Origin of the sequence: Mycobacterium sp. SMC-14 (assembly GCF_046250075.1) — a bacterium.
Taxonomy (GTDB): Bacteria; Actinomycetota; Actinomycetes; order Mycobacteriales; family Mycobacteriaceae; genus Mycobacterium.
On sequence record NZ_CP176429.1, the window covers coordinates 2,037,865 to 2,055,585 of the forward strand.

Sequence of the window (17,721 nt, forward strand, 5' to 3'; positions counted from 1 at the left end):
ACAGACGCTAATGTCCCCCAAAACAGGAGTTTTGGGGGACATTAGCGTCTTGTTGTCGGCCTAGCCGGGCTGACCGTCGTTGCCTGCGGTGCCGGGTTGTCCAGCGGGGGTTCCGTTGCCGCCATTGCCCGCGGTCCCACCGGTACCGGCCGCACCGCCTGCGCCGTGGGCCCCGCTGGAGCCGCCGGTGCTGGTGCCGCCGGCCCCGCCCGCGGCGCCATCGCCGCCCGCGCCGCCGTTGCCGCCGTTGCCGCCGGGCAAGGTGTTGCCGTCGGAGTCGGTGCCGCCGTTGCCGCCAGCCCTACCGGCGCCGCCGGTGCCCCCCGCACCGCCGGTACCACCCTTGCCGCCGTCGCCGGAGACCGCGCTACCCCCGGAACCGCCCTTGCCGCCGTTGCCGGCGTCGCCACCGTTGCCGCCGTTGCCGCCGGGACCGTGCGCGGGGTTGGTTGCGGGTCCTCCTACGAACCCAGTGCCGCCGGTCCCGCCGTTGCCGCCGTTGCCGCCATCGACGGCGCCTTGAGCGCTACCACCGGTACCACCGACACCTCCATCACCGCCGGTACCGATGGTGCCGCTGCCGCCGTTGCCGCCATTGCCGCCGTTGCCGGCATGGCTGGGTCCGATGCCCAGGTCGTTGGCAGGGGTCTCGACGCCGCCGCTGGCGCCGCCGACACCGCCTGCTCCACCGTTGCCGGCGGTGCCGCCCGCGCCGCCGGTCACGGGGATAGACGCGGTGCCTCCGTTGCCTCCGTTGCCGCCGTTACCGCCGGAAGCGGTGCCAGAGCCTCCGGCCCCGCCTGCACCACCGTCGCCCGCGGCAAGTCCGGCGGTCATACTCCCTCCGTTGCCTCCGTTGCCGCCTTTGCCGCCGATGCTGATCACACCGGGGCCGGTGGCACCGTTGCCTCCGGCACCTCCGGCACCGCCTGTCCCGCCGTCGGTGGTGACGGTGCCGGCACCCCCGGCGCCACCGTTACCTCCGTTGCCGCCGATGCTGTAGGTGACGCCGTCGTGCTGCCAGCCAGTGCTTGTACCGCCGGCACCGCCCTTGGCGCCTTCGTAGCCGCCGCCGCTGCCGCCGCTGCCGCCGTTGCCTCCGTTGCCTCCGGCATAGGTACCGGTGCCGCCGTTGCCGCCGGTACCTCCTGGGCCGGCCCCAAAGGCGTTAGAGCCGTTGCCGCCCTTACCGCCGATAGTTTTGACCGTGGGGTCGTCGGTGGCGCCGTTGCCGCCGCTGCCGCCGTCGCCACCGCCGCTACCGCGGCCCGAGCCGCCGTTGCCGCCGTTTCCGCCGGTGCCGGCGCTGGCGAAACCACCGTTGCCGCCATCGCCGCCTCTGCCGCCGAGTTCGGGGTTCCCGGGGAGGCTGTTGCTGGCGGTGTTGCCGTTGCCGCCGTTGCCACCGTTGATCCCGGCGCCGCCATTGCCGCCGTTGCCGCCGTCCGCGCCGATGCCGGTCGGGCCCGTGTAACCCCCGCCGTAGCCGCCGTTGCCGCCGTTGCCGCCATTACCCAGGTAGTCGCCGCTGCCGTCTTGGTAGGCGTCGCCGCCGTTGCCGCCATTGCCGCCATTGGAGGAGTGGCCGAGTTGACCGGCCTGGCCGTACATCGGGCTGGTGAAGATGGTCGAGCCTCGTTCACCGGCAGTCCCACCGTGGCCGACTCTCCAATTGACTCCCGCGTTCCCGCCGTTGCCGCCGTTGACGTGTTCCGCGGTGCCGGTGGCTCCGTTTCCACCGTTGCCGTTGGCCCCGCCGTTACCGCCGTTGCCACCGTTGCCGAACATGAAGCTGCTGCGCCCGCCGTTGCCACCGCTGCCGCCGAGCCCGCCTGCGCCACCATTTCCGTCACCACCGTTGGTCCAGGTGCCTGCCACACCGTCAACGCCTGCGCCGCCCATGCCGCCGTTACCGCCATTGCCGAAGAACCAGGCTGAGGCGTTGCCGCCGAGTCCGCCGTTGCCACCGATGCTGTCGGCGTCCAGTGCTGCTCCGCCAGCCCCGCCGTTTCCGCCGTTGCCCATCCAGTTGCCGCCGGCTCCGCCGTCACCGCCGTTGGCACCGGCACCGCCATCACCACCGGTCCCACCGTCGCCGAGCCAGCCGGCCGCATTGCCGCCGTTGCCGCCTGCCACGCCGGCTTCGGTGCTGTCCCAGCCGTCTCCGCCGTCGCCGAACCACAGGCCGCCGTTGCCGCCGTCGGGGTTGGCTTCGGTGCCGTCGATACCATTGCCGATCAGGTATTGCCCGGCCATGGTGTTGATCGCGCCGTTGACCAGCTCACCGAAATCACTGGTGATCCAGGCCTGCAGTCCGTCGTGGATGGGGTCGTAGAACCACTGATCGATCATGGTGGTCCAGTCGAAGGCGCCCACCTCGGCCGGTTCGGGGGTCAGCCATGCCGAGGTGTCGAAAAGATCAGCGATCCAATCGAATTCGTCGGCCTGTGCCGGGGGAGCCACGGTCAGGGGGGTCATGCCGAATGCCAAGAATGCGCCGACCGCACTGGCGGCGCCGACCGCCCGGGAGGTGCGGTGTGCATTGATGTGGTGACTCATGTGCAGGGATACCTCTCTCAAGGAATGGGGGTAAAGGGTTTTGGGGCTCAGAGGCCGAACAGGTCGCCCAGCCAGCCGAACGCATCGGTAGCCGCACCGGAGCCGCCGTCATCGAGCGTGTCGGTGATTGGCAACTCAGCTCCCGCCAGCGGCGGGGTGACAACCACCGGGCCCTTGCCGTCCCAACCCGATCCCAACAGGGCACCGACGGTCTGTCCCCAGGCCTGCCAGGCCGCGATCGGCCCGATGGCGGCACTGTTGAGATCGAGGGTTCCCAGCACCGGGACGCCACTGAGTTCCAGCCCCACGCTTTGGAACAGTGACCCACCGATCGACGGCACTTCGGCCGCCACTTCACCGCCCGGGCCCAGCACCTGGTAGGTCACCGAGGCAGCGCCTGCGGACAGCAAACCGGCGAAGGCGAAGTCCAGGTGGTCCATGTTCATGCCGGCCGGGAAGAAGCCGGCCTCGTTGATCATTGGCAGTAGGGCATCCAGGTTGAGCGTGGCGCCGTTGAAGAACGCGCCGCCCATATTGGCCAGGATGTCGAACGGGTTGTCACCGTCGGTGATTCCGTTGAGCAACGCGATCCACGGACTGATCATGGGCCCGATCGACGCCATAAGCAGTGCACTGGCCGGGGACCCCAGGTAGTCGATGATCGGCATGATCGAGTCCGTGTCCACATCCGGTGGGATGTAGCCGGCGATCTGCCCGAACATCAGTTGATGGGTGCTGTCCATGGTGTGGTTGAGCACCGTGGCCCGGGTTTCGTCGGTGGCGTTCTGCAGCGCCCAGCCGGAGATCACCGCATTCAAGTGCAGCTGAATCTGCTCGTTTACCCAATTCGTGGAGCCGGCCGGGTCGTTGAGCAGCCGGTCGGCGTAGTCCAGCTGGTTGGCCACGAATTGCTGCATCCCAACCCCAGGGGCCAGGTAGTAGTTGTTCAGCATCGCAGTCAGATTGGCCGACGTCGCATTGAAAATGTCCTGCCATGCGCTGGCCAGTTGCACCGAGGAGGACTCGGTCTTGAGCAGAGCGGGCAGGGGGGCGGCCGCCGGTGTCACCGCGACAAGACTGGCCCCCACCAGAGCCACACCTGCGGTGGCGTAGGGGCGAACTGTGGCGTGCAAGGGGGTCTCCTTCAGGTATCTGGGGCACAGCGCGACATGGAACGGGACGAGAGTAGCTGAGAGTTGGATGATTTGTATACAAAAAATCAGAACAGGTTTCACCGGCGCGAAGTTATCGCTGGTAACGGGGTTGCGGCATGACCTTCGGGGTCCTGGCCTCCTGGGCTAGAGACCAGTAAATCTGCAGGTGTTACAGCTTTCGTTGCGCTCGTCGGGAGCTTCGTCACGTGGCGGGAGCGCTTCTTGTCCGGCCGCGGCTTCTCGCGCCAAAATATGAATGTAAGTAACGGCAGGATGCCCCTCACGAGCGTTGCGCGCCAAGAAAGGTTCGACCGGGACGTACTCCTGTCTCAGCCTTTAGACGGGTTTCTATGAACTCGGACTCCCGGCTCAGGCGTGCGGGGCGCGAAATCTTCCAAGACCGCCTCGCGGCAGATAGATTTGGGTTTCATGGCGCTCGCGGACCGCAACCCCAATCCGGGTGCATGAGCGCTGTCATCAAGCGACTGCGTGACATCCGCGCAACCGATATCGCGTTCAGTGGCGGCAAGGGCGCCAACCTCGGTGAGCTGCTGGCGGCCGAGCTGCCCATACCCGACGGATTCGTCATCGGGGTGCCCGCGCACGTAGTTCCCGCGGAGGTAGTACGTGCGGCGATCGTCGCGAACTACCAAGCCATGGGCGATGACGTCGCCGTAGCCGTGCGATCCTCGGCCGTGTCCGAGGACGGCGACAGTGCGTCGCATGCGGGAATCTACGAGACGGTTCTCAACGTCCGGGGAAGCGCGCAACTGCTTGCCGCCGTGGACCATTGCTGGACGTCGACCTCGTCCCCGCGGGCTCGCCGATACCGGGAAGCGCGGGGGCTGGATCCCGATGTCGACATGGCTGTCGTCGTTCAGCGGCAGATCGATTCGGCCTGTGGAGGCGTCGCTTTCACCGCGGACCCATTGAACGGCCGTACGGACCGGGTGGTCATCGAGTTTGCGCACGGAGATGGCGGAAATGTGACCGATGGCTTGGTCACGCCCGAGCGCACGGTGGTGGACAAGAGCGGCTTGCAGGTCGTCGACACCGGGGTATCGATGCGGAAATATCCGTTGTCCCACAACCAGATTCGAAACATTGCCGAGTGTGCAGTGCGGATCGAACGGTGGTACGACAGCCCGCAGGACATCGAGTGGGTCGTCGATGAACAAGGTCAGGTCTGGGTTCTGCAGGCGCGGCCGGTCACCGGGGCCGACGTGGTGGCGGCCCAGGCGAGAAGCATCGAGCTATATGACCCGCCGCGAGCGCCCGAAAGTCGTTGGACCCGAGTGAACATCGGTGAAGCCGTGCCTGGCGTGCCGACGCCGCTTTCCTGGTCGATGTGGAGTGTTGGCCTCACCGAGGCGCAGCGACAAACGCAAACCCACCTCGGCGTCGTGACACAGCGCGAGAGCCGGCAGGGGCAGCTTCTGACCCTCGCACGGGGCTGGCCGGTGCTGTCGGTCGACTTGCTGTTGAGCCAAGTCGCTCGGATCCCCGGCGTGGATCCGAGCGCGTTCAGCCAGCAGCTTCTCGGCGAGGCGGAACACGTCGACGCGGCACCGACACACGCGCGCGTCGCGACGGCATGCCGGATGGCCCTCCGCGCACCGGTCACCCTTGCGTTGCTGAATCGGCGCCTGCGCGCCGCCAGTGCGACTTCACGGCAAGCGTGGCAGCGGGATGCGTGGCGACCGGCCGACGATCCTCTGGCGCTGCTGGTCGGGGCCGCCAGGCGCTTCGAGGAGACCTTGACCATTCACACCATGCAGACGTACCTGTGCCAAAGCCTGTACCAGGCAGTCGAGCGCGTGGCCGGCGATCTGGCGATCGACCTGCTCTCCGGCGATGGTGACCTCCCCGAAGCGCAGCTGGCCAGGGATCTCGGTCTGCTTGCCGGCGGCGCGATCGCGCTCGACCAGTTCCTTCGCGAACACGGATTCCACGGACCCGACGAGGGCGAGATCGCGTCCGCGTCGTGGCGGCAGAACCCGGAACCGGTGCTGCAGGCAGCACACACCTGGGCCGATGGCGGCGGTGTACGCGATCCGCGTGTCGCGTTGGACCGCCGGCGCGATGAACGACGCCAGGCAGAGTCGGACCTGCGTGCTCTTTTGCCGCGCGCGCGGCGCGGTGCCGTCACCGGCCTGATCGCGATGGCGCGTCGAGCCCTGGTCGGTCGGGAGATCGGGAAGACCGCCTTCCTACAAGATCTTGACGTTGCCCGCCATGCGGTGTCCTTCATGGACGCAGATGCGGTCTGGTGCACACTCGACGAACTCCGGGGAAGCGCAGCGCTGTCTTCGGCAGATGTTCTTGCCCGCCAACGGGTTCGGTCGCGATTCGCCACGCAGGAGCCCCCGTTGTCGTTTGCCGGCGATCCGGGCAACCCGCCGGCCGCGGTCGGGGGGCAGGCACTCATTACCGGTGCCGCTGCGAGCCCGGGCCGTGCCCGGGGACGGGCACGGGTGGTGACCGATCCCAGCGCGTCCGTCGACCTCGGCGCTGGCGATGTGCTGATCGCACGAACCACCGACCCGTCGTGGGTGGTGCGGTTCATGGCAGTGGCCGGGATGGCCATCGATGTGGGCGGCACGTTGTCGCACGCCGCGATCATCGCGCGCGAACTCGGCATACCGTGCGTCATCGGGACAGGCAACGGCACCCACGTCATCCCCGATGGGGCGTGGGTGGAGGTCGATGGCTCGCAGGGGACCGTGCGAATCCTCGATAAGCCGCCTACCGATCGATCCGGAAACGCTTGACGCGCGCGCCCGCACCGGACACCAGCTCGACCCGGCTGCGCGGAACGTCGAAATGCTCTGCCAGCACCCGGATGACGGCGGCGTTCGCCTTGCCGTCCACCGCGGGCTCGCGCACGTAGACGGTCAGCTGCCCGTCGTCGTCGGTCTCGACCAGGGGGCCTTTGCGGCTGCCCGGCTTGACCTTGACGACGACGGATTCTGCCATCGCGGAGTAACTACCGGGCGACGATCACCGACGAGCCGTGCCCGAACAGACCCTGGTTGGCGGTGACGCCCACCGTGGCGCCCTCGACCTGCCGGCCGGTGGCCTGACCGCGCAGCTGCCAGGTCAGCTCGCACACCTGGGCGATGGCCTGCGCCGGGATCGCCTCGCCGAAGCAGGCAAGCCCACCGGACGGGTTCACTGGCACCCGGCCGCCGATGGTGGTGGCGCCGCTGCGCAGCAGCTGCTCGCCTTCACCCTTGGCGCACAGGCCCAGGTGTTCGTACCAGTCGATCTCCAGCGCGGTGGACAGGTCGTAGACCTCGGCCAGGCTGACGTCCTCGGGGCCGATCCCGGCCTCGGCGTAGGCCGCATCCAGGATCTGGTCCTTGAACACCCGCTCCGGGGCCGCCACCACGGCGGTGGAATCGGTTGCGATGTCCGGCAATTCGGGCAGGTGCTGCGGGTAGCGGGGGGTCACGGTGGACACCGCGCGCACCGACGGCACACCGTCGAGCGAACCCAGGTGCTTGCGGGCGAATTCCGCGCTGGCCACGATCAACGCCGCAGCGCCGTCGGAGGTGGCGCAGATGTCGAGCTGGCGCAGCGGGTCGGAGACCACCGGGCTGGCCAGCACGTCTTCGACCGCGGATTCCTTGCGGTAGCGGGCATTCGGGTTGCTCAGGCCGTGGCGAGAGTTCTTCACCTTCACCTGCGCGAAGTCCTCGGAGGTGGCGCCGTAGAGGTCCATCCGGCGGCGCGCCAGCAGCGCGAAGTACACCGGGTTCATCGCGCCGATCAGGTGGAACCGCTGCCAGTCCGGGTCGTTCTTGCGCTCGCCGCCGACCGGGGCGAAGGCGCCCTTGGGGGTGGTGTCGGCGCCGATCACCAGCGCCACGTCGCAGAAGCCGGCCAGGATCTGGGCCCGGGCGCTCTGCAGGGCCTGCGAACCGGAGGCGCAGGCGGCGTAGGACGACGACACCGGAACCCCGTTCCAGCCCAGCTTCTGGGCGAACGTCGAACCGGCGATGAAGCCCGGGTAGCCGTTGCGGATGGTGTCCGCGCCGGCGATGAACTGGATCTGCTGCGCGTTCAGGCCGGCGTCGGCCAGCGCGGCACGGGCGGCGACCACCCCGTACTCGGTGAAGTCGCGGCCCCACTTGCCCCACGGGTGCATTCCCGCACCCAGGATGTACAGCGGCTCAGGAGCGCTCATGCGTCCACCTTCTTCCACGCGTAGACGGTGCGCGTCACGCCGTTGTCGTCGGTGTAGAGCGGCATGGTGGTCAGTTCCATCTCCATGCCGACCTTCAAGTCCGCGGCCAGGGTGCCCTCGACGACCTTGCCCAGCACGATCAGGCCCTCGTCGGCCAGTTCCACCGCGGCGATCGCGAACGGCTCGAACGGGTCGCTCGGCGGGTAAGGAGACGGCGGGAGGTACCGGTTCTCGGTGTAGCTCCAGATCTTGCCGCGCCGCGACAGCGCGACCGGCTCCAACACGTCGCCGTCGCAGGCGGGGTTGGGGCAGTTGTTCTCACGCGGCGGGAACACATAGGTGCCGCACTGCGGACACTTGGCGCCGGTCAGGTGGGGGAGGCCGGCGTCGTCGGTGGCGAACCACCCGTCGATGGCCGGCTGCGAGGCTACATCTGGCACCCGGTCAGCGTACCCAACCCGAACGGCGAAACTGAAACGTGTTCTAAGTTCAGACCCGCGCCCGATCCGCTCCGGTGTCGCGCCGGTAGGCGGCGGTCACCCGGGCCAGGTTGTCCGACCGCAGGATGGCGCCGCGGCGGTGCATCTCCCGATTGGCGGCCACCACCGCGGCGGTCGCTTCTCGGCGGTGCTCCTCATAGGCTCGCAGGCCGGTGTCGGGATGCGCAGCCAGGCTGTCTGCCAGGGCGCGGGCGTCCAGGATGGCCTGCGATCCGCCGTTGGCGCCCACCGGATACATCGGGTGCGCCGCGTCGCCCAGCAGGGTCACGCGTCCCCGGCCCCACCACGGCAGCGGATCGCGATCGACCATCGGGTATTCCAGCGGGTCGGCGGTGCGTCCCACCAGATCGGCGACGTCGAGCCAATCCAGCCGCCAGCCGTCTAGGTAGTCCAACACCTGTTCGGCCTGGCATCGCTGATTCCAACGGGCAGCGTCCGGAAGCGGCCCGGGCTGGGCCTCGGGCACCAACAGCACCCAGTTGATCAGGCCGGCGCCGATCCGATAGATCACCAACTCGATGCCGTCGTCGGCCTTGACGATCGCCATGGTGCGCCCGTCCAGGTACGGCTCTCCCGGTGCGGCGCCGCGCCACATCCGCACCCCCGACCACCGCAGCTCGTCGCCGCTGGGGTGCAATTGGGCGCGCACCGCCGAATGAATCCCATCTGCACCCACCAGGACGGCGCCCACGAGCTCGTCCTCACCCACCTGCACGCGCACCGCGTCGCCGTCGTCGACGAACCCGGTGACCCGCGATCCGGTGCGTACGGCGCCGGCGCCCAACCGCTCTCGCACCGCATTGAGCAACAGCAGCTGTAGATCGCCGCGGTGGACCGAGTACTGCGGGTAGTCGTAGCCGCCGGCGATGCCGCGCCGTTCACGGAACAGCTCCCGGCCGCGACTGTCGAAGTACGCCAGCGATGTCGGTGCCACCGCCAGCGCCGACAGCTGTTGGCCCAGGCCCAGGGCGGACAACTCCCGGACGGCATGCGGCAGCAGGTTGATGCCGACGCCCAACGGCCGCAAGTCCCGGGCGCTTTCGATGACGGTCGCGGGGATCCCCCGCGCGTGCAGGGTCAGTGCGGTGGTCAATCCGCCGATACCGGCGCCGGCGATCAGTACGTCCGAATTCGTCATGACCTCAGCGTCCCGGCCTGGAAACTATAAGTCCAATATCTGTTCAGCCCAGAAACTATATTCATCGCTTATGGAACTGCGGCAGCTCGAATACTTCGTGGCGGTGGCCGAGGAAGCGAACTTCACCCGCGCGGCGCAGCGGGTGCATGTGGCGCAGCCGGCGGTCAGCGCCCAGATCGGGCGGCTCGAGCGAGAACTCGGCCAGCGGTTGCTGGACCGCTCCCGCCGGGAGGTTCGCCCGACGGCGGCCGGCGCGGCCGTGCTCCCGTACGCCAAAGCCGCCTTGGCGGCGGTGGATGACGTACGGCTGGCCGTCGACGAGCTCAGCCGGCTGGTCCGTGGCACGGTCACGATCGGCACTGTGACCGCTCACTCGGTCGATGTGCCCGGGCTGCTCGCCGGGTTTCACGCGGAGTACCCGAACGTCGAAATCACCCTCAGCACAGCGAATTCCGACCAGCTGGTCGACGCGGTTCGCGGCGGTGACCTGGATCTGGCGATCGTGTCGGTCGGCCCCGGCGAGCAGCCCGCCGGGCTGGATATCGAGGTGGTCACCGACGAGCCCGTCGACGCGGCGGTGAGCCTGGCCGATGAGCTGGCGGGGCATGCCACGGTCAGCCTCCCCCAGTTGGCGCAGCGGCCGCTGATCGCGCTGCCCGTCGGCACCGGCATCCGCCGCCAGTTTGACCAAGCCTGCGCGGTGGCTGGGATCTCCCCGCGGATCGCATTCGAGGCCAGCACCCCGCAGGCGCTGGCGGACCTGGCCGAGCGTGGGCTCGGGGTCGCGATCCTGCCGCGCTCGATGGCTCGCGGCCGCCCGGGCCTGCACCCACTGAGGCTGACGCCGGAGCTGCGGGGCCGGCTGGTGCTGGCGTGGCGCGCGTCGGGACCGCGCAGCCCTGCCGCCCGGGTGCTCGTCGACAGGGCGCGGCAGTTACTGCGTGTCGGGACGGGTGCATAGAGTTGGGGCCGTGAGTCAGACCAAACCGACGCTGCTGCTTCTCGACGGAAACTCGCTGGCATACCGGGCGTTCTATGCCCTGCCCGCGGAGAACTTCAAGACCCGCAGCGGCCTGACCACCAACGCGGTCTACGGATTCACCGCGATGCTGATCAACCTGCTGCGCGACGAGAGCCCCACCCACATCGCCGCCGCGTTCGACGTGTCGCGGCAGACGTTCCGCTCGGAGCGCTTCCCGGAGTACAAGGCCACCCGTTCGTCGACCCCCGATGAGTTCCGCGGCCAGATCGACATCACCAAGGAGGTGCTGGCCGCGCTGGGCATCACCGCGCTGTCGGAGCCGGGCTTTGAGGCCGACGACCTGATCGCCACGCTGGCCACCCAGGCCGACGCCGAGGGTTACCGGGTGCTGGTGGTCACCGGCGACCGCGACGCCCTGCAGCTGGTCAACGAGAACGTGACCGTGCTCTACCCCCGCAAGGGCGTCAGCGACCTGACCCGCTTCACCCCGGATGCGGTCGTCGAGAAGTACGGGCTGACCCCGGCGCAGTACCCGGACTTCGCGGCGTTGCGCGGCGACCCCAGCGACAACCTGCCGGGCATTCCCGGGGTGGGGGAGAAGACCGCTTCGAAGTGGATCACCGAATACGGGTCCCTGCAGGGCCTGGTGGACCAGGTCGACACCGTCAAGGGCAAGGTCGGAGATGCGTTGCGCGCCAACCTGTCCACCGTGATCCTCAACCGCGAGCTGACCGACCTGGTGCGCAACGTGCCGCTGGCCCAGACGCCGGACACCCTGCGGCTGGTGCCGTGGGACCGTGAGCAGATCCATCAGCTCTTCGACGACCTCGAGTTCCGGGTGCTGCGCGACCGGCTGTTCGAGACGCTCTCCACCGCCGGCGGTGCGGTGCCCGAAGCAGAGGAGGGCTTCGAGGTGCGCGGCGGTGCCCTGGAGCCGGGGACGGTCGCCTCGTGGCTGGCCGAACACGCCGCCGACGGCCGCCGCACCGGGCTGGCCGTGATCGGCACGCATCGCAGCTTCGACAGCGACGCGACCGCGCTGGCCCTGGCCTCGGCGGACGGCGAAGGCGGCTACATCGACACCGCGACGCTGACCGCCGACGACGACGCCGCGCTGGGCGCCTGGCTTGCCGACCCGAGCAAGCCCAAGGCATTGCACGAGGCCAAGCTGGCCATCCACGACCTGGCCGGGCGCGGCTGGACCCTGGACGGCGTCACCTCTGACACCGCCCTGGCCGCCTACCTGGTGCGGCCCGGCCAGCGCAGCTTCAGCCTCGACGACCTCTCGGTGCGCTACCTGCGCCGGGAACTGCGTGCCGAATCCGATGAACAGCAACAGCTTTCGCTGTTAGATGACACCGAGGGCATCGACGATCAGGCAGTGCAGACCGCGATCCTGCGGGCCCGGGCCGTCAATGACCTGGCCGACGCGCTGGATCTCGAACTGACCCGCATCGACTCCTCCGGTCTGCTCGCCGACATCGAGCTACCCCTGCAGCGGGTGCTGGCCGAGCTGGAGACCGCCGGGATCGGTGTGGACCTCGACCACCTGAGTCAGCTGCAGAGCCGGTTCGGGGACCGGATCCGTGACGCCGCCGAGGCGGCCTACGCGGTGATCGGCAAGCAGATCAACCTCGGCTCGCCCAAGCAGCTGCAGGTGGTGCTCTTCGACGAGTTGGGCATGCCCAAGACCAAGAAGACCAAGACCGGCTACACCACCGACGCCGACGCGCTGCAGACCCTGTTCGACAAGACCGGCCACCCGTTCCTGGAGCACCTGCTGACCCACCGCGACGTCACCCGGCTGAAGGTGACCGTGGACGGATTGCTGAAATCGGTTGCCTCCGATGGCCGGATCCACACCACCTTGAATCAGACCATCGCGGCGACGGGGCGGCTGTCGTCCACCGACCCCAACCTGCAGAACATCCCGATCCGCACCGACGCCGGCCGCCAGATCCGCGACGGCTTCGTGGTCGGCGAGGGTTACCCCGAGCTGATGACGGTCGACTACAGCCAGATCGAGATGCGCATCATGGCGCACCTGTCGGCCGACGAGGGCCTGATCGAGGCGTTCAACACCGGCGAAGACCTGCACTCGTTCGTCGGGTCGCGGGCGTTCTCGGTGCCCATCGACGAGGTGACCCCGGACATGCGCCGCCGCGTCAAGGCGATGTCCTACGGCCTGGCCTACGGGTTGAGTGCCTACGGGCTGGCCTCCCAGCTCAAGATCTCCACCGAAGAGGCCAAAGAGCAGATGGACGCCTACTTCGACCGGTTCGGCCGGGTCCGCGACTATCTGCACGAGGTGGTCGAGCAGGCCCGCAAGGACGGCTACACCTCCACCGTGCTGGGCCGGCGGCGCTACCTGCCGGAACTGGACAGCAGCAACCGCCAGGTCCGGGAGTCCGCCGAGCGGGCCGCGCTCAACGCCCCGATCCAGGGCAGTGCGGCCGACATCATCAAGGTCGCGATGATCAACGTCGATCAGGCCCTCAAGGCCTCCACCCTGCGGTCGCGAATGTTGTTGCAGGTGCACGACGAATTGCTGTTCGAAGTGGCCGACGGCGAACGCGAGGAGCTGGAGGCGCTGGTGCGCGACAAGATGGGCAGCGCCTACCCGCTCAGCGTCCCGCTGGAGGTCGCGGTGGGATATGGGCGATCCTGGGATTCAGCGGCGCACTAGATTGTCGGTCGGCCCGAGCAGCGGCCCTTGGCTGCAGCCAACCCTACGGTTCACGGCTAGACAGCGCGCGCCAGTCGCGCCCTAGTAGGGGAAGGACCTGCGCCAAGCCAGAGATATTGACGGCTCGCAGTGGTAAGCAATCTGTTCATGGAGTCAACCGACCGCGTGAGCAAACGCGCTGTGGGCCTGTATGTCATCGCAGTTCTCGCCCTGGTTCTTGGCGGTGTGGCTGTCGCTTATCTCAAGGCCATACTCGATGCTGATCGACAGATCATCGCCGCCGTCCAAGCGTCGGAGGGGTACGCGGCTAGCGCCGCCGCGAAGTCGGATGCAGCAGACGCCGAGCGGCTGCGCCGCAAGAAAAAGGTCACCGATATCGAGGCGAGTGTAAAGAAGTACGCCGAGCAGATGGCGGAGAAGGAGGTCATCGAGGGCCCGATCCAGGAGGTGTCATGTGATCCCGTGGGTGGTTCAAATGACATCATGCTGTCCGAGACGACAGCGTTCAGTTGCGTCGCGTGGAATCACGATAACGGTGACGGCTCGCGGTCAGGAGACAAGTTCAACGCCAGGATGAACTGGAGCGACGACGAGTTCGTCTACGGGTTCGGTCCCGCGAGGTGAGGTGACGGTACCAGCGGGATGGTGACCGCGATCAGCCGTAGCAGAGCTGGTTGAACGTCCTACTCGCAGGACCGCACTGCACGCTCGAATGCCTGGTTCCCTCCAAGTGACACATGGAGTCGACGACGACCCGGCATGAGCACGTCCGAAGTCGTCACGAGCCGCGGTTCAGGATTCGGGTGGCGTCTTGCGCCATCTGCGCCACGATGTCACCCGCCGGCACCACCTCGTGAATAAGGCCGACGGCCTCGCCGATCAGGATGTGCGCAATGTCGAAGTCCACCGCGGCGAGGCCCGCCTGGAAGGCAGTGATGGCCTCGGGCAGGCTGGCCAGCAAGCGGCTGTCGTCGCCGTGCCAGCTCTGCAGGAACGTGTTGACCAGCGCCCGCTCGTCATAATGGGCGGGCCAATCGAGTTGTCGCACAAGGTCGTAGACGCGGGTGCGGATAGTGTCCTCGCCGCTGGCTCGGATGGCTCGCTCGTGTGCGCTGGGCGACACGAGTGCCTCGGTGGCGGCCCAGAACCGCGTACCGATGAGAACACCGTCGGCGCCCAGGGCCAGCGCCGCGGCCACCCCGCGGCCGTCGGCGATACCACCGGCGGCCAGTACGAATGTGTCCGGCGAGTGCTCGGCCACGAGGTCGACGACGGCCGGGACAAACGTCAGAGTCGAGCGGGCGGACATTCCGTGGCCGCCGGCCTCGGCGCCCTGGGCCACGATGATTTTCGCTCCCGCCCGCAGCGCGGCATGCGCCTGCTCCAGGGTCTGCACCTGGCAGATCAGCGGAACGCCCGCGTCGCGGATGTCTCCGGCGAAGGGCTCGGGGTCACCGAAGGACAGCATGATCGCCGCCGGGCTCCGGTTGAGTGCGACGTCGAGGACCTCCGGCGCGCGGGTCAGGCTCCAGGTGATGAAGCCGCACCCGACGCGTGTGTCGCCGGCGACATCGAACTCGCGCCGCACCCAGTCGGGGTCGCCGTAGCCCCCGCCGAGGAGGCCGAGTCCTCCGGCACGGGTGACTGCCGCGGCGAGCCGGCCACCGGATGCCTGCGCCATGGGCGCCAGCACGATCGGGTGGTCGATGCCGAGGAACTCGGTGAGGCGGTTGCGCAGCGACATCGCGATGCCTCCTTCGGATCAGCGCCGCACCGGCAAGGGGGAGTGATACCCGGCCATGGTGTAGAGCACCGGTGCGGCCGTGCGGGCGGCCACCACCCCGTAGGCGTCCTCCTGCTGAACCGCGAACACCTCGGGGTCGCCGAAGCCGCGGTCGATGCGGTCCCTGATGAACGCCAGCCGGACCACCTGGACGGCGAACTTCTTGACGGCCTTGCCGGCGGGTCGGCCACCGATGCGGGTGGCCTCGCGGATCGCCAGCTTGCGACTGCGGATCGACCCCAGCCAGGTCGCCTCGTTGGCGCTGATCAAGCCCCCGGCGACCATGCCGGGCAGCTTGCTCGCGATCAGCTGCTGTTCATGGCGGCGGCTCAACATGCCCAGCAGCACCATCAGCAGGAACACCGGAACCAGCCAGAACACGTACGTGATCAGGAAGAGCTGGCCGCCGCCCATCGCCAGCGAGGCGTTCCACGAGGCGTGCATCGCCACCGCGGCCAGGTAGCCGATCAGAATCACGATGGCCTTCGACCAGAACCCGTGGCGGCGCAGCGCGAAGAACACCCCGATCCCGGTCATCGTGGTGAACAGCGGGTGGGCGAACGGGCCGAAGATCAGCCGGGCGATGGCCACCGCGGCCATCTTGGCCGGTGAATCGGCCGGCGCGATGTAGACGATGTCCTCCATCCAGGCGAAACCCACCGCCACAACGCCCGCATAGACCATGCAGTCGGTCAGCGAGTTCAGCGCCAACCGTCGGCGTCCGGTCAGCATGACCAGCAGGAACAGGCCTTTCGCGGCCTCCTCGATGAACGGCGCCTGGATGGCCGCCATATCGAAGGTCTTCGACACCAGCGGCCGCACCGTGGCCACCGACGACCCGAACGTCTCCAAGCCCACCGCCAGCACCACGGCCACCGACGCGCCCCACAAGAACGCCAGTTGCAACAGTCGGCGCGGCTCGGGCTCCCAGCGGTCCAGCCACCGATAGCACAGCAGCACCACCAGCATCGACATGCTCGCCAGTACCAGCGCGGTCAGTGTCCCGCCCGGGTTGGCCGCGGTGAACAGCAGCAACAAGAACGCCGTGAGGACGGCGAGCAGGACAATGACGATGAGCGGCGCTCCGACTTTTCGCCGGTTCCGCATCTGAGGCATAGCGAGGGAGCGTAGCCACCGGTTTGTCCAGCGTGCAACGCGTCGAGTAGCCTCAACAGGTAGTCCTCGACTAGGCCTAGACCAAGATCGCGGGCCACCGCGTGCCCCGCATGCGTGACAACACCTGAGTCCCTACTACGTCAAAATGTCCGGAGCAACCCAACACATGCCAAGTCCCACCGTCACCTCGCCGCAAGTAGCCGTCAACGACATCGGCTCGGCCGAGGATTTTCTCGCCGCCATCGACAAAACGATCAAGTACTTCAACGATGGCGACATCGTCGAAGGGACGATCGTCAAGGTTGACCGGGACGAGGTCCTGCTCGACATCGGTTACAAGACCGAAGGGGTCATCCCCTCCCGCGAACTGTCCATCAAGCACGACGTCGACCCCCACGAGGTGGTGTCCGTCGGTGATGAGGTCGAGGCCCTGGTCCTGACCAAAGAGGACAAAGAGGGTCGTCTGATCCTGTCCAAGAAGCGCGCCCAGTACGAGCGCGCCTGGGGCACGATCGAAGAGCTCAAGGAGAAGGACGAGGCCGTCAAGGGCACCGTCATCGAGGTCGTCAAGGGCGGCCTGATCCTCGACATCGGCCTGCGCGGCTTCCTGCCGGCATCGCTGGTGGAGATGCGCCGGGTTCGTGACCTGCAGCCGTACATCGGCAAGGAGATCGAAGCCAAGATCATCGAGCTGGACAAGAACCGCAACAACGTGGTGCTGTCGCGTCGCGCCTGGCTGGAGCAGACCCAGTCCGAGGTGCGCAGCGAGTTCCTCAACCAGCTGCAGAAGGGCGCCGTCCGCAAGGGTGTCGTGTCCTCGATCGTCAACTTCGGCGCCTTCGTCGACCTGGGCGGCGTGGACGGCCTGGTGCACGTCTCCGAGCTGTCCTGGAAGCACATCGACCACCCGTCCGAGGTTGTTCAGGTGGGCGACGAGGTCACCGTCGAGGTGCTCGACGTCGACATGGACCGCGAGCGGGTTTCGCTGTCGCTCAAGGCCACTCAGGAAGACCCGTGGCGCCACTTCGCCCGCACCCACGCGATCGGTCAGATCGTGCCGGGCAAGGTCACCAAGCTGGTGCCGTTCGGTGCGTTCGTCCGTGTCGAGGAGGGCATCGAGGGCCTGGTGCACATCTCCGAGCTGGCTGAGCACCACGTCGAGGTCCCGGACCAGGTGGTCGCGGTCGGCGACGACGCCATGGTCAAGGTCATCGACATCGACCTGGACCGCCGCCGGATCTCGCTGAGCCTCAAGCAGGCCAACGAGGACTACACCGAGGAGTTCGACCCCTCGAAGTACGGCATGGCCGACAGCTACGACGAGCAGGGCAACTACATCTTCCCCGAGGGCTTCGACGCCGAGACCAACGAGTGGATCGAAGGTTTCGACAAGCAGCGCACCGAGTGGGAGGCCCGCTACGCCGAGGCCGAGCGTCGTCACAAGATGCACACCGCGCAGATGGAGAAGTTCGCCGCTGCCGAGCACGCCGAGCCGCGCTCGGGTGCCAACGGTTCGCACCGCGACGAGGCTCCGGCCGGTGGCTCGCTGGCCAGCGACGAGCAGCTCGCCGCACTGCGTGAGAAGCTCGCCGGTAACAGCGCGTAATTCGCGCC

General features: G+C 68.0%; 13 protein-coding genes. 5 read left to right on the plus strand and 8 right to left on the minus strand.

Annotated elements, in window-relative coordinates; translation table 11 throughout:
* Positions 1 to 60 precede the first annotated feature (60 nt).
* A complete protein-coding gene (locus ACKY0W_RS09520; protein WP_305070825.1) occupies positions 61 to 2,559 on the minus strand; it encodes a PGRS repeat-containing protein in 2,499 nt (832 codons plus the stop codon).
* A gap of 47 nt (positions 2,560 to 2,606) precedes the next feature.
* Entirely contained in the window at positions 2,607 to 3,692 is a 1,086-nt protein-coding gene (gjpA, locus tag ACKY0W_RS09525; RefSeq protein ID WP_064889785.1) for an outer membrane porin GjpA, read from the minus strand.
* 371 nt (positions 3,693 to 4,063) lie between these two features.
* Between gjpA and ACKY0W_RS09530 the strand changes: the two genes are divergently transcribed.
* The gene (locus tag ACKY0W_RS09530) at positions 4,064 to 6,484 is read left to right on the plus strand and encodes a PEP/pyruvate-binding domain-containing protein (RefSeq protein WP_409437352.1); all 2,421 of its coding nucleotides are present in this window, start codon (positions 4,064 to 4,066) and stop codon (positions 6,482 to 6,484) included.
* Here the strand turns inward: ACKY0W_RS09530 and ACKY0W_RS09535 are convergent.
* Genes ACKY0W_RS09535 through ACKY0W_RS09550 form a run of 4 tightly spaced genes read right to left on the minus strand, consistent with a single transcriptional unit; the run spans position 6,459 to position 9,540 of the window.
* Positions 6,459 to 6,689 (minus strand): DUF167 domain-containing protein, encoded by a 231-nt coding sequence (locus tag ACKY0W_RS09535; RefSeq protein ID WP_024441357.1) that lies wholly within the window; start codon positions 6,687 to 6,689, stop codon positions 6,459 to 6,461. The genes ACKY0W_RS09530 and ACKY0W_RS09535 overlap by 26 nt on opposite strands.
* A gap of 10 nt (positions 6,690 to 6,699) precedes the next feature.
* Positions 6,700 to 7,902 carry a lipid-transfer protein gene (locus tag ACKY0W_RS09540; protein ID WP_065042209.1) on the minus strand — a complete coding sequence of 401 codons (1,203 nt, stop codon included), beginning with the start codon at positions 7,900 to 7,902 and terminating at the stop codon, positions 6,700 to 6,702.
* Positions 7,899 to 8,342, minus strand: coding sequence for a Zn-ribbon domain-containing OB-fold protein (locus tag ACKY0W_RS09545; RefSeq protein ID WP_046286377.1), 444 nt, complete (start codon positions 8,340 to 8,342; stop codon positions 7,899 to 7,901). The genes ACKY0W_RS09540 and ACKY0W_RS09545 overlap by 4 nt, the downstream gene beginning before the upstream one ends.
* Before the next feature lie 49 nt (positions 8,343 to 8,391).
* Positions 8,392 to 9,540 carry an FAD-dependent monooxygenase gene (locus ACKY0W_RS09550; protein WP_409437353.1) on the minus strand — a complete coding sequence of 383 codons (1,149 nt, stop codon included), beginning with the start codon at positions 9,538 to 9,540 and terminating at the stop codon, positions 8,392 to 8,394.
* Between the two features lie 70 nt (positions 9,541 to 9,610).
* On the opposite strand from ACKY0W_RS09550, the gene ACKY0W_RS09555 reads away from it, so the two are divergent.
* The 3 genes from ACKY0W_RS09555 (at position 9,611) to ACKY0W_RS09565 (ending at position 13,832) form a co-directional block, all read left to right on the plus strand.
* The gene (locus tag ACKY0W_RS09555) at positions 9,611 to 10,501 is read left to right on the plus strand and encodes a LysR family transcriptional regulator (RefSeq protein ID WP_409437354.1); all 891 of its coding nucleotides are present in this window, start codon (positions 9,611 to 9,613) and stop codon (positions 10,499 to 10,501) included.
* Positions 10,494 to 13,208 (plus strand): DNA polymerase I, encoded by a 2,715-nt coding sequence (gene polA / locus ACKY0W_RS09560; protein WP_409437355.1) that lies wholly within the window; start codon positions 10,494 to 10,496, stop codon positions 13,206 to 13,208. Before ACKY0W_RS09555 ends, polA begins: the two co-directional genes overlap by 8 nt.
* 147 nt (positions 13,209 to 13,355) lie before the next feature.
* Positions 13,356 to 13,832, plus strand: coding sequence for a DUF2510 domain-containing protein (locus ACKY0W_RS09565; RefSeq protein ID WP_409437356.1), 477 nt, complete (start codon positions 13,356 to 13,358; stop codon positions 13,830 to 13,832).
* A gap of 154 nt (positions 13,833 to 13,986) precedes the next feature.
* On the opposite strand, the gene ACKY0W_RS09570 is transcribed toward ACKY0W_RS09565, so the two are convergent.
* The gene (locus ACKY0W_RS09570; RefSeq protein WP_409437357.1) at positions 13,987 to 14,952 is read right to left on the minus strand and encodes an NAD(P)H-dependent flavin oxidoreductase; all 966 of its coding nucleotides are present in this window, start codon (positions 14,950 to 14,952) and stop codon (positions 13,987 to 13,989) included.
* Between the two features lie 18 nt (positions 14,953 to 14,970).
* Positions 14,971 to 16,098: a PrsW family intramembrane metalloprotease gene (locus tag ACKY0W_RS09575; protein WP_409437705.1), complete on the minus strand. Its 1,128-nt coding sequence runs from the start codon at positions 16,096 to 16,098 to the stop codon at positions 14,971 to 14,973.
* A 175-nt stretch (positions 16,099 to 16,273) separates the two neighbouring features.
* On the opposite strand from ACKY0W_RS09575, the gene rpsA reads away from it, so the two are divergent.
* Entirely contained in the window at positions 16,274 to 17,713 is a 1,440-nt protein-coding gene (gene rpsA / locus ACKY0W_RS09580; protein ID WP_046285750.1) for a 30S ribosomal protein S1, read from the plus strand.
* The last annotated feature ends 8 nt before the right edge of the window (positions 17,714 to 17,721 follow it).

Excerpts from the sequence above, each read along its gene's own strand:
- ACKY0W_RS09520 (WP_305070825.1), bottom strand. The coding sequence starts at position 2,559 with ATGAGTCACCACATCAATGCACACCGCACCTCCCGGGCGGTCGGCGCC.
- ACKY0W_RS09530 (WP_409437352.1), top strand. The coding sequence starts at position 4,064 with ATGAACTCGGACTCCCGGCTCAGGCGTGCGGGGCGCGAAATCTTCCAA.
- ACKY0W_RS09535 (WP_024441357.1), bottom strand. The coding sequence starts at position 6,689 with ATGGCAGAATCCGTCGTCGTCAAGGTCAAGCCGGGCAGCCGCAAAGGC.
- ACKY0W_RS09540 (WP_065042209.1), bottom strand. The coding sequence starts at position 7,902 with ATGAGCGCTCCTGAGCCGCTGTACATCCTGGGTGCGGGAATGCACCCG.
- ACKY0W_RS09550 (WP_409437353.1), bottom strand. The coding sequence starts at position 9,540 with ATGACGAATTCGGACGTACTGATCGCCGGCGCCGGTATCGGCGGATTG.
- ACKY0W_RS09555 (WP_409437354.1), top strand. The coding sequence starts at position 9,611 with ATGGAACTGCGGCAGCTCGAATACTTCGTGGCGGTGGCCGAGGAAGCG.
- ACKY0W_RS09565 (WP_409437356.1), top strand. The coding sequence starts at position 13,356 with ATGGAGTCAACCGACCGCGTGAGCAAACGCGCTGTGGGCCTGTATGTC.
- ACKY0W_RS09570 (WP_409437357.1), bottom strand. The coding sequence starts at position 14,952 with ATGTCGCTGCGCAACCGCCTCACCGAGTTCCTCGGCATCGACCACCCG.
- ACKY0W_RS09575 (WP_409437705.1), bottom strand. The coding sequence starts at position 16,098 with ATGCGGAACCGGCGAAAAGTCGGAGCGCCGCTCATCGTCATTGTCCTG.
- rpsA (WP_046285750.1), top strand. The coding sequence starts at position 16,274 with ATGCCAAGTCCCACCGTCACCTCGCCGCAAGTAGCCGTCAACGACATC.